Genomic DNA, 16,516 nt, shown 5'->3' with positions numbered 1-16,516 from the left:
TTTTGACCTCAAAAAGGGACTTTTTCGCCTTTTTTGTGCGTTTTCCGCAATTATGACCGTCCTCTTTGCCACTGCGACCGTGCTAATGTGTAGTGCACTCGGCACCTCGCGAAGATTAGGACGGTCGTAATGGCGATTAGGACGGTCGTAATTGAAAAGAGGACCGTCTTTAGGGCAAAAAAGCCCCTGAATTTCCTTGCGATATTTGGAGCGCCGTCCGTTTTATTTTGCTACAGGTGATTCTCCGGGAGTTAAGGTTTATCACTTTGCCGGTATTTCCGGTTTTCGAGAATCAAATTGCACGCTTTTTGGAATGGGCTCGGCACCCCTTTCCGGCTGTTGTCAGCAGGAAGGGGTAAATCCGTGAAAAAAGTCAATCCAAAATGGATCAAGATTTCGGATGAAATAGAAAAATTACGAAAATGGGGGTTATTGTAATTTCCCGTGGATTAAGTTTTTATTTCTTTATCCCATTCCTCCTCAGCAGCGCCTCGATTCCCGGCTCCTTCCCCCGGAAGCGTCTGTAGAGGACGTCCGGATCTTCCGTGCCGCCTTTTTCCAGGATGTTTTCGCGGAAGGAGCGGGCGGTTTCCCGGTTGAAGATACCGTTTTCTTTGAACAGGGAGAAAGCATCGGCATCCAGGACTTCCGCCCATTTGTAACCGTAGTATCCGGCGGAGTAACCTCCGGAAAAGATATGCCCGAAGCTGCTGCTCATCAGGGTGCCGGGAACTTCCGGGACGATGACGGTTTGTTTCCATGCTTCTTTCTCGAAGGCGATCACGTCGCCTTCAAACGGCTCTGTACGTGTATGCCAGGCCATATCCAGAAAACCGAAGCTCAGTTGGCGGCAACAAGCGTATCCTACGTTAAAGTTGGCGGCATCGACCAGTTTTTGTACTAATTCCTGCGGAATCTTTTCTCCGGTCTGGTAGTGGACGGCGATCTGGTCGAGGAATTCTTTTTCCGTCAGCCAGTTTTCCATCAGTTGGGAAGGCAGTTCCACGAAATCGCGGTAGACATTCGTTCCGGAAAGGCTCGCGTAGGACCCTTTCGCAAACATACCGTGCAGGGCGTGTCCGAACTCGTGCAGCAATGTGTTGACTTCGTCGAAGGTCAATAAAGACGGCTTTGTCTCGGTCGGACGGGTGAAGTTCATCACGATAATGATCTGCGGACGGCTGTCGCTTCCGTCCCCTTCGCGGTATTGTTCCTTTACGCTGTTCATCCAGGCACCCGATTGTTTACCGTCGCGCGGATGGAAGTCCGTATATAATATGGAAAGGAACTGGCCGTCCGCATCGTACACTTCGTAGGCATCCACTTCCGGATGATAGACCGGTATCTCTTTATTCTCTTTGAATGTGATGCCGTATAATTGAGTCGCTAACCCGAACACGCCCTTTTTCACGTTGCCCAGTTCGAAATAAGGACGCGTCATTTCGTCGTTCACCTTGAAACGGATGTCTTTCAGCTTCTCGGAATAATAACTCCAGTCCCAAGGCATAACGCTCATGTTTTCTTTTTCAGTCCCTAAAGCAAAACCTTGTATGGCGTTATATTCGTTGACGGCAACCGGTTTGTAAGCCTCCAGCAGTTCGTTGAGCAGCTTGTAGACGCGCGCCGGTGTTTTGGCCATCGTGTGTTTCAACTTGTAGTCTGCATAATTCGTGTAACCCATCAGGCGGGCGATTTCCAACCGGATATTGACGATTTTCCGGATAATCTCTTTGTTGTCGTATCCGTCCCCTTTGTTACCGACGCTCATGTATTCCCGGTACATCTTTTCACGTAATTCCCGCAAAGCCGAATAGCGCATGAAAGGCACATAGCTGGGAGCCGAAAGGTTGAACAGCCATCCGGCCTTTCCTTTCTCTTTGGCCCGGAGCGCAGCCGCTTCCCGTATGCTTTCGGGAAGGCCTTTCAGCTCTTCTTCTTTTGTCAAGAGCAGCTCGTAGCGGTTTTTATCTTTTAGCGCATTCTGATCGAATGTCAGGGAGAGCCGGCTCAGTTCAGAGCTAAGTTTGCGGTATTTTTCCTTGTCTTCCGGGTTGAGGGCGGCGCCACGTACGGAAAAAGCCTCGAATGTTTCTTCCAGCAGGCGGGCATCTTCCGTTGATAGATGCAACATCTCTTTCTGCCCATAGATGCTTTTTACCCGTGTAAACAGTTTTTCGTTCAGGTAAATATTATTGGAGCTATCCGACAGCTTGGGCGATACCCGTTGTGAAATTTCCATCATTTCGTCGTCCGCTTCAGCATTCAGCACATTGAAAAAGGCGGAACTGACCTTATCCAGTAGCCTGCCGCTCCGTTCCAACGCGACAATCGTATTCTCGAAAGTCGGCGGTTCCAGATTATCGGCTATTGCCCGGATTTCTTCATCCAATTGCCGGATGCCTTCATCGAAAGCCGGTTCGTAATGAGCTGTTTTGATTTGATCGAACGGGGGAGTCCCGAAAGGTGTCTGGTAAGTCCCGAAAAAGGGATTTTCGCTATTTTGCTTCATATTCTTTGGTGTTATCATATTTATATAACAAAGGTACGGAATAATCGGTAAATAAAAATGTCTTGATTTTCGGGCTTTCTGAAATTGGTGCATTTGGCAGTTTTTAACAACCTTGCATGTGTTTGACAACACATATACTGATAAGTCCTAAAACGTAACAAATTATTTATCAAACTGTTCTGAAATAGTAAAAAATGTAATTTCTAAATAAATATGAAAGCAAATTTGTTTTTTTATTTTTTAAGTGATACTTTTGGTCAGAATATAAAACCGATTTATTTATTATCACGTTAAAGCATAAACTTAAAACCAAATATAAAGTATGAGTTATCTTAAATTTGACAAGACAGTCATGATAAATTTGGAGGAGTCTTTGACCCGTGAAGTCCTCCGAACAAACCGAAAGGGGGCCTATCATTGTACAACTGTCGTTGATTGTAATACAAGAAAATACCACGGACTGCTGGTAATGCCTGTTCCTGCAATAGATGACGACAACCACGTGTTGCTGTCATCTATGGACGAAACGGTTATTCAGCATGGCGCGGAATTTAATCTTGGATTACATAAGTATCAGGGCAATAACTTTAGCCCGAAGGGACATAAATATATTCGTGAATATAGTTCGGAAACAGTGCCCCGGACCGTTTATCGTGTCGGTGGCGTTATCTTCTCGAAGGAAAAGGTCTTTTCCCTGTATGAAAACCGTATCATGATCAAGTACACTTTGGAAGATGCCCATTCGGCGACAACCCTGCGTTTCCGCCCGTTTCTGGCTTTCCGTAGTGTAAAATCCCTGACACAGGCGAATGGGAATGTGAATCAGAGTTTTGAAGAGGTTACGAATGGTATCAAGACTTGTATGTATCCCGGATATCCCGAGCTTTATATGCAATTCAACAAGAAAGTGAAATTTGTGTATGAGCCGAATTGGTATTTTGGAATAGAATATCCGAAAGAGCAGGAGCGGGGATATCCGTATCAGGAAGACTTGTATGTGCCCGGTTACTTTGAAGTCCCGATCAAGAAAGGGGAATCGATTATTTTCAGTGCAGGCGACAGTGCTGTCACAACGACCCGCCTGAAAAGTTTGTATGAACAGGAGGTCGATGCCCGTACGCCGCGTACCAGCTTTTTCAACTGTCTGAAAAACTCGGCGCAGCAGTTCTATTTCCGTCCGAAAGAAGACGATGCTTATTTGTTGGCCGGCTATCCTTGGTTTAAAGTCCGTGCAAGAGACTTGTTCGTCGCTTTGCCGGGTTGTACCTTGTCTATCGACGATCCTGTCCGCTTTGAGAAAATCATGAGTACAGCTATGCCTGCATTGCGTGCCTTCATGTCACAGAATAGTTTAGATCCTGTGATCCGGGAGTTGGAACATCCGGATGTGCCTTTATGGGCAATCTGGGCTATCCAACAGTATGCAAAAGCTGTCGGCGTGGAAAAGGCCCGTGAGCTGTATGCCGATTTCGTACATGAAATCCTGGAATATATTTCCGGCCAGAAACATCCGGATATGAAGTTGATGGATAACGGTTTGCTTTTTGCAAATGGCCGTGATAAAGCGATAACCTGGATGAACTCCACTATTAACGGAAAACCAGTGGTGTCCCGTTCCGGTTATATTGTAGAATTCAACTCTCTTTGGTATAATGCTCTTTGTTTCTATACGGAACTGGTCGGTGGTGCACCGGTTGAGAAGTATGACAAAATTATCAAGGCGCTGGATAAATCGTTCCCCGAAACATTCATAAACGGGTATAATTACTTGTTTGATTCGGTTAGCGGTTCAACGGTTGACTGGAGTGTCCGTCCGAATATGATCTTTGCTGTTGCACTGACTTATTCTCCATTGACGAGAATGCAGAAACGGTCAGTGTTGGATATTGTGACGAAAGAGTTGTTGACGCCTAAGGGGTTACGCTCTCTGAGTCCGAAAAGTGGAGGATATAAACCATATTATGTCGGGCCGCAATATGAGCGGGATTTAGCTTATCATCAAGGTACGGCGTGGCCGTGGTTGCTGGGAGCTTATCTGGAGGCTTATCTCCGTGTGTTTGGAAAAGGCGGGGTGCCTTTCGCCGAACGTATGCTGATAAGCATGGAGGAGGAAATGTCATTGCATTGTATCGGGACAATTCCTGAATTGTTTGATGGTAACCCTCCGTTTACGGGTAGAGGAGCTATCTCGTTTGCAATGAATGTGGCTGCTATCCTCCGGGTAGTGGATTTGTTGAAGATGTATAATGCCGAATAAAACAGTACCATATGAAAGCATTAATGTTTGGATGGGAATTCCCTCCTCATATCCTGGGAGGTCTGGGTACGGCCAGTTTTGGTCTTACACGTGGAATGGCTATGCAGCCGGATATGGATATAACTTTTTGTATACCGAAGCCCTGGGGTGATGAAGACCAGAGTTTCCTGAAGATAATAGGGATGTGCAACGTCCCGATCGTATGGCGTGATGTCCAGATGGATTATGTCAGAGAACGACTGTCGAAATACATGGATCCGCAGAAATATTATGATCTTCGTGACCATATTTATGCAGACTTCAGTTACAGGCATGTAAATGACTTGGGATGCATGGAGTTTTCCGGGCGCTATCCTGATAACTTGCTGGAAGAGATCAACAACTATTCGATCGTCGCCGGCGTTGTGGCTCGTACGGAACAGTATGACATTATTCATGCGCACGACTGGCTGACTTATCCGGCCGGTATTCATGCCAAGAATGTGAGTGGCAAGCCTCTCGTGATCCATGTACATGCAACCGATTATGACCGCAGTCGCGGAAATGTGAACCCGGATGTGTATGCCATCGAAAAGAACGGTATGGATAATGCGGACCATATTATTACGGTAAGTAACCTGACCCGGCAGACGGTGATCGAAAAATATCATCAGGACCCGTCAAAGGTGACGACTGTGCATAATGCCGTTGAACCGCTGAGCCAGGAGATTTTGTCCATCCAGGATAAAAAGGGTGTGAAAGATAAAGTGATCACCTTCTTGGGACGTATCACAATGCAGAAAGGACCTGAATACTTTGTGGAAGCAGCTGCCAAGGTGTTGGCGAAAGCCCCGCATGCCCGTTTCGTGATGGCCGGTAGCGGCGACATGATGGATCAGATGATCAACCTGGCGGCGATGCGCAATATTTCGGACCGTTTCCACTTCACCGGGTTTATGAAAGGTAAACAGGTGTACGAGGTGTTGAAAGCCAGTGATGTATATGTGATGCCTTCTGTTTCCGAACCGTTTGGTATTTCTCCGCTCGAAGCGATGCAGTGCGGTGTGCCTTCCATCATTTCCAAGCAATCCGGTTGTGCCGAGATTCTTGATTATGCAGTGAAGGTGGATTATTGGGATATCGAGGCGTTGGCAGATGCCATGTACGCCATTATTACCTACCCCGCCATGCATAAGTTCCTGCAAGAGGAAGGTAAGAAAGAGGTGGACAATATTAAATGGGAATATGCCGGACAAAAGGTTCGCCGCATCTATGATCAAGTATTGAATAAGTAACGACAAGAAAAAATAAAAAAATAAGATATTATGAAAACGATCTGCTTTTATTTTCAGATACATCAGCCGTTCCGTCTTAAAAGATACCGTTTCTTCGACATCGGCAACGATCATTATTATTATGATGATTTCCAGAATGAAGAAATTATCCGCCGTATAGCCGAACGCTGCTATTTGCCGGCTAATAAGGCTATTCTGGAGATGATTAAAACGAGTGGCGGCAAGTTTAAAGTGGCTTTCTCTATTTCGGGAATGGCATTGGAACAGATGGAAATCTATACACCGGAAGTAATCGACAGCTTTAAGGAGCTGGCTGCAACCGGCAATGTGGAATTCCTGTCGGAAACATATGCTCACTCTTTGTCTTCTCTGGGCGACCCTGCTGAATTCAAACACCAGGTACAGAAACAGGAAGATAAGATCAAGAGCTTGTTCGGCGTTAAACCGAAGGTGTTCCGCAATACGGAACTGATCTATTCCGACGAGATTTCGGAGATGGTTTATGCAATGGGTTATAAAGGAATGTTGACTGAAGGGGCTAAACACATCTTGGGATGGAAGAGCCCGAACTATGTCTATTCTTCCTGCACGGAACCGAAATTGAAATTGCTGTTGAAGAACGACCGTTTCAGTGAAGACCTGTCCGACCGTTTCAGTAATTATAGCTGGAATGAATATCCGCTGACGGCTGATAAATATATATCCTGGATTGCTGCAACTCCGGATTCCGAACAGATCATCAATCTGTTTATGAATTATGAGGTGTTAGGTTCTCTGCACCCGGCAGAAACCGGAATCTTCGACTTCTTTAAGGCACTGCCTCGCTTTGCCGCTGAAAAGGGAATAGGTTTCTCTACTCCTTCGGAAGTGTTGGCTTTGATGAAACCGGTTGATTGTATTTCTGTTCCTTACCCGATGTCATGGGTGGATGAAGAAAGAGACTGCAGTTCCTGGTTGGGTAATGTTTTGCAGCAAGAGGCATTCCGCAAGCTGAATGAAATAGGCGAACGCGTACGCCTGTCGCAGACCCGCCGTATCCGTCAGGATTGGTATTATCTGCAGAGCAGCGACCATTTCTATTATATGAGTACAAAGCATATCGGTGCCGGATTCAGTCCATACGACAATCCGTATGACGCTTTCAATAACTATATGAACGTCTTGTCGGACTTTATCGTTCGTGTGAATGCCGAATTCCCGGAAACAATAGAAAACGAAGAACTGAATTCTTTGTTGACAACAATCAAGAATCAGGGAGAAGAGATAGAGGAATTGCAGAAAGAACTTGATAAATGCAAGAAAAAAGTAGCAAAGAAAGCTGCTTCTGCTGAATAGAGGTAAAGTGGTAAAAGTAAAAACCGGGGCTTCCTTCTGGAAACCCCGGTTTTTTTATGTCTGTAATGTAAGGTTGATTTATCTGTATTCAATTGTTACAACACGTACTTCCATTGCATCTTTGTCGATACGCAACTTAACACCGGACGGTTTCAAGTAGTTTTCGATAGCGACGGTATAATCACTTGTTTGTCCGTAATAGTTTGTAGTCTTTCCTACTCTGCGTTCTACCGGGATAACACTGAGAACAAGATCCTCGTCCGGAGAGTTCTCGATGTGAGCTTTGAGCAATTTTGCTATATTCCCAAATGTATAAGTTCGGGTAGAAGCCGTATATGGAGCTCTAAAAGAGGTTATACTATTTTCAACACTATTGCTTTTAAAGAAACTATCAACCGAATCCTTTGGCAAAATCAACAGGTTGGCAGGAGCTTCAAATGCATATTTCCAGTCTTCCTGCGGAAGCGCTTTCAATGAAAGCGCAAAGTTGCTGACGATACGGCCCTTAATGATAGGCGCGATATCCTGTGCAGGAATGGTCAGTTGAGTGTAAACACCTGCCGGACTCTTCAAATAAGCGATGCTGTCATTCGGTTCCAAGAGATGGCTCATGTCGGTATTCTTAAAGCGGTTCAACTGGATTACTTCAGATGTGGCGCTAAATACTTCTGCTGTTTGTATGATTGAATCCTGGCCGGCAGAACCTTTCACTACATATTTATAAAATATGTTCATTTGGGTACCGTCAATGTTCAGGATATTTCCTGTCCCGTACGTGTTTGTTACATAAATACCCGGGAAGAACTCATTGAATGTGTTCTGATTTTTAAAGACTTCCGGTGTGTTGATCGTCGCTTCATAGAAACGTTGTCCGAGCTCCTGCGGCATACGGATGGTTACATTTGGCGAGTAAGTGTATTCACCGGATGTGGTGTTTTTATCATTCCAAAGAGAGTCGGAAACGGCCAAATCACGTGCCGTATAAGTCTGCATACCCAATGATTTCTGCATATTGCAATACTTTCCGGGATCGATATTTGTGTAGAAATCCCTTGTCAACGGTGTCGTAACTTCATAGAGTTGGACACGCATGGGCGTAAGAGAATCACCCGTCCAGCTTCTGCTGTAATATATTTTAAATTCAACAGAGTCTATTTTACCATTATATGGAGTTTCTCTGAACCGGAAGTTCTCCGGGCTGTAGAACTGGCACATGAAATCGGATTTCAGGTTGCCGTATAAAGGATCGTAGATTTCTCCCAACGAACCGTAAGTCGTTCGTGCATAAACAGAATCCGTAAGCATTGTGCTTGCTTTCATGTAGAATGTGTCCGCATGCACCAGCGGTCTGTCATTCTCCGGTTGGATACCGGTTCCTACCTGCGTCAACTCATCATTACACCCGCTCAAGATCGAGATCCCGAGACTCAGGCCAAGTATAAAAAGCTTGATTTTCATTTCTCTAAATTTATTTTGTGCCTAATACGACATCGTAGAATTCGTTGAATTTATCCATATAAACATCCGGAGACTGGTAAGGCAGGAACGGCGTGTTCTTTTTGGTCGCGATATAATCCAACACATCCTGGTTGATTGTCTCACTTCCCTGTATCACGCCGTCAGCGAAATCAATGGCAAGTTTTGTCAGTCCGGTGAAGCTGGTATCGGCCTTGATACCTTTCAGGTCGCTGTCTTTGGCTCCATCCATCTTTAATTTGCTTGCAAATTCCTTTCTGAACGGTGTTTTGAAGTCATCGTTATAAATAGAATAGACAATCTTTGCATTTTTGAGGCAAGGGTCGTCGGCATACATACGTTTGATGTACAGGGCTGTTAGCGCTGACATCCATCCATGACAGTGAATCACGTCGGGTATCCAACGGAGCTTTTTCACTGTTTCCAATACACCACGAACATAGAAGATCGAGCGGTCGTCGTTATCCTCGTATTCGTTTCCATCATCATCGCTTATAGTATGTTTTCTTTGGAAGAAATCTTCATTGTCAATGAAGTATACCTGCATGCGGGCTGCCTGAATGGACGCTACCTTTATAATCAACGGGTGGTCGGTATCATCAATGATAAGATTCATACCCGAAAGACGAATCACTTCGTGCAATTGGTTACGGCGCTCGTTGATGCTGCCGAATTTAGGCATGAAAGTCCTGATTTCACGACCGCGCTCCTGTATGCCTTGCGGCAGGTTTCTGCATATCGTTGCAATCTCGGATTCGGGAAGGTAGGGTGTTATTTCTTGAGCTATAAACAAGATTTTTTTTGCATCCATTCTGTAAACTAGTTTTATAAAGACGCTACAAAGATACAAAATTTCTTTCATTTACCGCAATTATTTATTTGCTTTGCACCGTCAATAAGCATCTAAGGGATGAAAATAGTAAACAGTATTAAAGAATTAAAGAGTTATCTCGCTGAAGAAAAGCGTAATAACAAGCAAATCGGCTTTGTTCCCACTATGGGGGCATTGCACAACGGACACCTGAGCCTGGTCGAACGTTGTGTGAAGGAAAACGACGTATGTGTGGTCAGCGTCTTTGTCAATCCGACCCAGTTTAACGACAAGCATGACCTTGAAACTTATCCGCGTACGCTGGATCAGGACTGCGCTTTGTTAGAGCCGGCCGGTTGTGACTATGTGTTTGCCCCGTCGGCAGAAGAAATGTATCCGGAGCCGGATACCCGTACGTCGATTTTGGGACGGTGTCGGCAGTTATGGAAGGGGCGCGTCGGCCCGGTCATTTTAACGGGGTCGCCCAGATTGTGAGCAAGCTCTTTTATGTGGTCGAACCGGATAATGCCTATTTCGGCGAAAAAGATTTCCAGCAGATTGCTGTGATTCGCGCGATGGTGAAACAGTTGGATATCCCGGTAAAAATCAATGCCTGTTCGATTTTACGCGAGGCAGACGGCCTGGCTTTAAGCAGCCGGAATGTACGTTTGACGCCGGAACAACGTCAAAAAGCGCCGTTAATAGCTCGTACGTTAAAAGAAAGTACTAACTTTGCGCCCGAAAAGAGTGTGCAGGAGGTGATAGATTATGTTATCGATACGATAAATGCCGATCCTGTCATGCGGGTGGAATACTATGAGATTGTAGATGGCTACACGATGGAATCCATCCGGAACTGGTCCGATACGACTTATCCCGTGGGATGTATTACCGTATATTGCGGAAAGGTTCGTCTGATAGATAATATTAAGTACTAAAATAGACTTGTGAATTATGTTTTTGCTTTCCTTGCGAAATAAAAGTTTCATATAAGTGAAACAATAGTTTCCTGCCCATGAAACTCCAGTTTCATGCCTATGGAACAAAAGTTTCATGCTGGTGAAACAAAAGTTTCAAGCAAGGGGAACAAGTGAAACTAAATAATTCAGAAATTGGAATCATAACTCATATCGTATGTTAATAGAAGTAGTTAAATCAAAGATTCACCGGGTGACGGTCACGGAGGCCAACTTGAATTATATCGGCAGTATTACGGTCGATGAGGATTTGTTGGACGCCGCTAATCTGATTGCCAACGAGAAAGTATCTATTGTGAACAACAATAACGGCGAACGCCTTGAGACCTATATTATTAAAGGAAAACGAGGCTCTGGTATGGTTTGCCTGAACGGGGCGGCAGCACGAAAGGCACAGCCCGGCGATATCATCATCATCATGTCTTATGCCCTGATGGATTTTGAGGAAGCGAAAACATTTAAGCCGTCTGTTGTGTTCCCCGATACGGCGACAAATAGGCTGATATGAAACATCGGTAGCTGATAATAAATGCAAAAGCATATAGAAAAAGCTCGTCTGATGTGACGGGCTTTTTTTATGAGTATAAACATCCCATTCGAAAATAAACTGTATGTACACGAATAAACAAATCTGGAATGTAAGTTATCCTATCTTTTTAAGCCTTTTAGCGCAGAATGTTATCAACGTAACAGATACTGCGTTTTTAGGGCGGGTAGGCGAGGTTGAACTGGGCGCATCGGCGATGGGCGGTTTGTTCTATATCTGTGCCTTTACGATTGCTTTCGGTTTCAGTACCGGGTCGCAGATTATCATGGCCCGGCGCAATGGAGAGCGGAATTACAGGGAAGTCGGGCCGGTGATGATACAGGGCGTCTTCTTCCTGCTTGCGTTAGCGGCAGTCATGTTTACGTTGTCCCGTCTGTTTGCGGGTGATATTATGCGGGGACTGATTTCTTCCGATACGATTCTGTCTGCTACGGAAGAGTTTCTGGACTGGCGCGTGTTCGGTTTCTTTTTCTCTTTTGTGAATGTGATGTTCCGTGCTTTGTTCATCGGTATTACGCGCACAAAGGTGTTGACGTTGAATGCGATTGTGATGGCGCTGACCAATGTCTTGCTCGACTATCTGTTGATATTCGGACATTGGGGATTTCCGGAATTAGGGATTAAGGGAGCGGCTATTGCGTCGGTGATGGCGGAGGCTGTTTCGATTGTGTTTTATATGATTTATACTCGGGTGACGGTGGATATCAAGAAGTATGCCTTGAACCAGTTCCGTTCGTTCGATGTCAAGCTGCTGAGGCATGTGTTGGGTATTTCCATCTTCACGATGTTGCAGTATTTCATATCGCTTAGTACCTATTTCATGCTTTTCGTGGCGGTGGAACATCTGGGACAGCGGGAGCTGGCGGTTGCGAATATTGTCCGCAGTGTCTATATTGTCTTGTTGATTCCTGTCAATTCCTTGTCGACGGCGACGAATACATTCGTAAGTAACAGCATCGGTGCGGGTCATAAAGATCAGGTGATACCGATTATCCGTCATATCACTTGGATTTCGTTGGGGATCATGGCGGTGTTCGTTTCCGTCACCTGTTTGATTCCGTCTACGATTCTGTCAGTTTATACGAATGACGCGTCTTTGATCGAGGCGTCTGTACCTTCGCTTTATGTCATTTCCGGCGCTTTGTTGATCGGGGCGGTTGCGAATATCGTTTTTAACGGGGTGACAGGTACGGGAAATACGCGTTCCGCCTTTGCCATGGAGTTGGTTACGCTTGTTTTTTACACCTTGTTTATATATGTAGCGGGAATGCGTTTGCATCTGCCGGTAGCCGTTTGCTTCCTGACCGAGGTTGTTTATTATACCGGTCTGTTGGTGTCAAGCGTTGCCTATCTGAAGAAAGCTTCCTGGCAGAATAAGAAAATCTGAAGCTATTTTGTCCGGGCAATCTCCTGCTTTATTCATCAGTTTTTCTTACCTTTGCCCCTCATTCAAAGAATAGAAGATAAAATAAATATACATACGAATTATGTTTGAGAACTTAAGCGAAAGGTTAGACAGATCGTTTAAACTGTTGAAGGGTGAAGGTAAGATTACGGAAATCAATGTGGCGGAAACATTGAAAGATGTACGTAAAGCATTACTTGACGCCGACGTAAACTATAAAGTGGCCAAGAGTTTCACCGACACGGTGAAGGTGAAGGCGTTAGGACAGAATGTGCTTACATCCGTTAAGCCCAGCCAGTTGATGGTTAAGATCGTGCATGACGAACTGGCCGAACTGATGGGAGGGACGGCTACCGAACTGGAACTGACGGGTAATCCGTCAATCATCCTGATGTCCGGTCTGCAAGGGTCCGGTAAAACGACCTTTACGGGTAAGCTGGCAAATTTGCTGAAGACTAAGAAAAATAAGAAGCCGCTGTTGGCTGCCTGCGACGTGTACCGTCCGGCTGCTATCGAACAGTTGCGCGTGGTCGGCGAACAGGTCGGCGTGCCTGTTTACATGGAACTGGAGAATAAGAATCCGGTGGAGATCGCCATGAACGCAATTCGCGAAGCACGTGCAAAAGGAAACGATGTAGTGATTGTCGATACCGCCGGCCGTCTGGCTATCGACGAGCAGATGATGAAAGAGATCGCTGCTATCAAGAGCGCTATCCAGCCGGATGAGACCTTGTTCGTAGTTGACTCCATGACCGGACAGGATGCTGTCAACACGGCGAAGGAATTTAACGAACGCCTGGATTTCGACGGCGTTGTCCTGACTAAGCTCGATGGTGATACACGCGGTGGTGCCGCCCTTTCTATCCGTACGGTGGTCGACAAACCGATCAAGTTTGTCGGAACCGGTGAAAAGATGGATGCGCTGGATATTTTCCATCCCGAACGTATGGCAGACCGTATCCTCGGCATGGGTGATATCGTTTCGTTGGTGGAACGCGCCCAGGAACAGTATGACGAAGAAGAAGCCAAACGCCTGCAGAAGAAGATTGCCAAGAACCAATTCGACTTTAATGACTTCATCGCTCAGATACAGCAGATCAAGAAGATGGGTAACCTGAAGGAACTGGCATCCATGATTCCGGGTGTGGGCAAAGCCCTGAAAGATGTGGATATCGACGACAATGCTTTCAAGAGCATCGAAGCGATCATCTATTCCATGACTCCGGACGAACGTGTCAACCCGGCTATCCTGAACGGTTCACGCCGCCAGCGTATCGCCAAGGGTAGCGGTACGACTATCCAGGAAGTGAACAAGCTGATCAAGCAGTTCGACGAAACGCGTAAGATGATGCGTATGCTGACTGCCGCCAAACCGGGAAGCAAGAAATTCCCTTCATTTAAAAGATAAATCCGAAAAGATAATAGAATATGGAAGAGCAACAGTACAAACTATTGGATGGAAAGGCTGTTTCTGCCCAGATGAAGCAGGAGATGGCTGAAGAAGTAGCTCAGATCAAGGCTGCAGGCGGTAAGATTCCGCATTTGGCGGCTATTTTGGTCGGTCATGACGGCGGTAGCGAGACGTATGTCGCCAGCAAGGTGAAAACCTGCAATGAGATCGGTTTCAAGTCGACACTGATCCGTTACGAAAGCGATGTGACTGAGGAAGAACTTCTGCGCAAAGTGGACGAATTGAATAACGACCCCGATGTGGACGGATTCATCGTGCAGCTTCCTTTGCCGAAGCATATCTCTGAACAGAAGATCATCGAAGCGATCGACTATCGTAAAGATGTGGACGGTTTCCATCCGATCAATGTGGGACGCATGTCCATTGGTCTTCCTTGTTTCGTGTCGGCTACTCCGGCCGGTATTCTGGAACTGTTGCGCCGTTATGAAATCCCGACACGCGGCAAACATTGCGTAGTCTTAGGACGTAGCAATATCGTAGGCAAGCCGATGGCAACCCTGATGATGCAGAAGGCTTATCCGGGTGACTGCACGGTTACTGTCTGCCACAGCCGTTCGGAAAACTTGAAGGAGATGTGCCAGAGTGCCGATATTATTATCGTAGCTTTAGGCGTGCCTGAATTCCTGAAAGGCGATATGGTGAAAGATGGCGTTGTGATTGTTGATGTCGGAACGACGCGCGTGCCGGATGCAACCCGCAAAAGCGGCTTTAAGCTGACGGGCGATGTCAAGTTTGACGAAGTCGCTCCCAAAGCGTCTTATATCACGCCGGTTCCGGGAGGTGTCGGTCCTATGACAATTATCTCTTTGATGCGTAATACCCTTCTGGCAGGGAAGAAAGCTATTTATAAATAATATAGTGGGGTTGCCTCGACATACCTTGTTCCCGCGCTTGATGCGGGACCGCAAAGGAACAAGCCTTATGATGAATAAGATTTGTTCCTTTGTCGTTTATTTATTCCTTTTTAGTTGCCTGCCGCTCTCCGCCCAGGATTCGCTGACAATCTTGTTTGCGGGGGATGCCATGATGCACCAGGCGCAGCTCGATAATACCCGGAAAGGAGATTCTTTTGATCTGAGCGGTTACTTTTCGAATATAGAGAAAGAGGTGAAGGCTGCGGATATTGCTGTCGTGAACTTTGAGGTTCCGTTGGGAGGGAAACCTTATAGCGGTTATCCCGCTTTCAGTGCGCCGGAAGACTTTGCTTTGGCTTTGCAGAAGGCGGGTTTCGATTTCTTCCTGTTAGCAAATAATCATTGTCTTGACAGGCGGACACGAGGACTTGTGCGTACTATCCGGATGCTGGATTCCCTCGAAATACGCCATACCGGGACTTTCCTGGATCGTGACCATCGGCATTGTACGTATCCGATGTTGCTCCGCAAGAAGGATTTCCGTATCATCATGCTTAATTATACTTATGATACCAACGGTCTGACGGTCGATACGCCCCGTATTGTCAACTATATCGACAAACAGGTGATGGAGGCGGATATTGCCGAAGCTAAACTTTTTAATCCTGACTTTATTATTGCCAATATGCATTGGGGATTGGAATATGAGCAGATGCCTTCCCGTGAACAACGCCGGTTGGCAGACTGGTTGCTGGGGCAAGGTGTGGATTTGGTTATCGGTTGCCATCCGCATGTCGTCCAACCTATGGAACTTCGGAAAGGGGAGGACGGCGTCCCCGATCGTTTGGTCGTCTACTCATTAGGCAATTTTATCTCAAACATGAGCCGGGAACATACGGACGGAGGTGCAATGGTAAAAGTAGTCCTGTGCCGGAAAGGGCTACGCCGATATATTGCCTCCGCACAATATTCATTGGTTTATTCCTCCCGGTATGTAAATAAACGGGGAAAAGAAGATATCCGGGTCGTTCCGGCGGCATCTTGGTCGGAGAAGAATCAAAATGGCTCTTTTTCAGTCGATTCGGCATTAATTAAGTATGTAAAGAATACCCGTTTGCTTCTAAATGGAAACAATAAAGCGGTTGATGAGTATGTTTTTGATTAAAAAAAGTGTCCGGAATGTTTGGAGCTTAAAATAAAATATCTATCTTTGCACCGTCTTAAAGGAAACGTGGTTCGTTAAGATAAACATGGTGAGAGTAGCTCAGTTGGTTAGAGCATCGGATTGTGGTTCCGAGGGTCGTGGGTTCGAGCCCCATCTTTCACCCGTAAGGCTATCCTGAAAAGGATGGCCTTTTTTATTATGTCCATTCATCGGTAGCCGATTTAGGGATCACCCGATAATCATGGCTCACCCCGAAAAGTTGTGGAGAAAGCAAAAAATAATTATTTTTGCTCAATGGAAACAGGTTACGAACTATTCTTACCCGAAGGCATATTGACTTACTTTGAAGTAACCCATGCCGATCGCACAGCAACAGCCATATTAATATACTTAGATGAGAAGGACTTATCCGAGGAAGAACGAAGTGGAAAACAT

At 45.9% G+C, this 16,516-nt stretch carries 11 protein-coding genes, 1 tRNA gene and 1 pseudogene; 10 read left to right on the top strand and 3 right to left on the bottom strand.

Going from position 1 to position 16,516, the window contains the following annotated elements:
* Positions 1–457: 457 nt before the first annotated feature.
* Positions 458–2,509: a M3 family metallopeptidase gene (locus DW083_RS15515; RefSeq protein ID WP_122332993.1), complete on the bottom strand. Its 2,052-nt coding sequence runs from the start codon at positions 2,507–2,509 to the stop codon at positions 458–460.
* A gap of 322 nt (positions 2,510–2,831) precedes the next feature.
* Between DW083_RS15515 and DW083_RS15510 the strand changes: the two genes are divergently transcribed.
* The 3 genes from DW083_RS15510 to DW083_RS15500 are packed head-to-tail and all read left to right on the top strand — an operon-like array spanning position 2,832 to position 7,375.
* Entirely contained in the window at positions 2,832–4,766 is a 1,935-nt protein-coding gene (locus tag DW083_RS15510) for a glycogen debranching enzyme N-terminal domain-containing protein (RefSeq protein ID WP_122332992.1), read from the top strand.
* Between the two features lie 11 nt (positions 4,767–4,777).
* Positions 4,778–6,040: a glycosyltransferase gene (locus DW083_RS15505; protein WP_115500416.1), complete on the top strand. Its 1,263-nt coding sequence runs from the start codon at positions 4,778–4,780 to the stop codon at positions 6,038–6,040.
* A gap of 30 nt (positions 6,041–6,070) precedes the next feature.
* Entirely contained in the window at positions 6,071–7,375 is a 1,305-nt protein-coding gene (locus DW083_RS15500; RefSeq protein ID WP_115500415.1) for a glycoside hydrolase family 57 protein, read from the top strand.
* A 78-nt stretch (positions 7,376–7,453) separates the two neighbouring features.
* Here the strand turns inward: DW083_RS15500 and DW083_RS15495 are convergent, their stop codons facing one another.
* Both DW083_RS15495 and DW083_RS15490 read right to left on the bottom strand, forming a co-directional pair.
* A complete protein-coding gene (locus DW083_RS15495) occupies positions 7,454–8,833 on the bottom strand; it encodes a DUF4270 domain-containing protein (protein ID WP_115500414.1) in 1,380 nt (459 codons plus the stop codon).
* A 10-nt stretch (positions 8,834–8,843) separates the two neighbouring features.
* The gene (locus DW083_RS15490; RefSeq protein ID WP_115500413.1) at positions 8,844–9,662 is read right to left on the bottom strand and encodes a glycogen/starch synthase; all 819 of its coding nucleotides are present in this window, start codon (positions 9,660–9,662) and stop codon (positions 8,844–8,846) included.
* A gap of 99 nt (positions 9,663–9,761) precedes the next feature.
* Here DW083_RS15490 and panC point away from each other — a divergent pair.
* The 7 genes and pseudogenes from panC to DW083_RS15455 all read left to right on the top strand — a co-directional run bounded on the left by panC (position 9,762) and on the right by DW083_RS15455 (position 16,243).
* Positions 9,762–10,600: pseudogene (panC, locus tag DW083_RS15485) on the top strand (pantoate--beta-alanine ligase).
* A gap of 196 nt (positions 10,601–10,796) precedes the next feature.
* Positions 10,797–11,147: an aspartate 1-decarboxylase gene (gene panD / locus DW083_RS15480; RefSeq protein ID WP_115500411.1), complete on the top strand. Its 351-nt coding sequence runs from the start codon at positions 10,797–10,799 to the stop codon at positions 11,145–11,147.
* Between the two features lie 103 nt (positions 11,148–11,250).
* The gene (locus DW083_RS15475; protein ID WP_122332991.1) at positions 11,251–12,573 is read left to right on the top strand and encodes an MATE family efflux transporter; all 1,323 of its coding nucleotides are present in this window, start codon (positions 11,251–11,253) and stop codon (positions 12,571–12,573) included.
* Positions 12,574–12,673: 100 nt separating this feature from the next.
* On the top strand, positions 12,674–13,999 hold the full coding sequence (gene ffh / locus DW083_RS15470; RefSeq protein ID WP_122332990.1) for a signal recognition particle protein: 1,326 nt from the start codon (positions 12,674–12,676) through the stop codon (positions 13,997–13,999).
* A 20-nt stretch (positions 14,000–14,019) separates the two neighbouring features.
* The gene (folD, locus tag DW083_RS15465) at positions 14,020–14,916 is read left to right on the top strand and encodes a bifunctional methylenetetrahydrofolate dehydrogenase/methenyltetrahydrofolate cyclohydrolase FolD (protein ID WP_122332989.1); all 897 of its coding nucleotides are present in this window, start codon (positions 14,020–14,022) and stop codon (positions 14,914–14,916) included.
* A gap of 67 nt (positions 14,917–14,983) precedes the next feature.
* Positions 14,984–16,081 carry a CapA family protein gene (locus tag DW083_RS15460; protein WP_233552233.1) on the top strand — a complete coding sequence of 366 codons (1,098 nt, stop codon included), beginning with the start codon at positions 14,984–14,986 and terminating at the stop codon, positions 16,079–16,081.
* Positions 16,082–16,169: 88 nt separating this feature from the next.
* Positions 16,170–16,243, top strand: a tRNA-His gene (locus tag DW083_RS15455).
* The last annotated feature ends 273 nt before the right edge of the window (positions 16,244–16,516 follow it).

It is taken from the genome of Parabacteroides sp. AF48-14, from assembly GCF_003477465.1.
Taxonomy (GTDB): domain Bacteria; phylum Bacteroidota; class Bacteroidia; order Bacteroidales; family Tannerellaceae; genus Parabacteroides; species Parabacteroides acidifaciens.
Note: the sequence above shows the minus strand (reverse complement) of the source record. Positions and strands in the feature narration are given on the sequence as shown.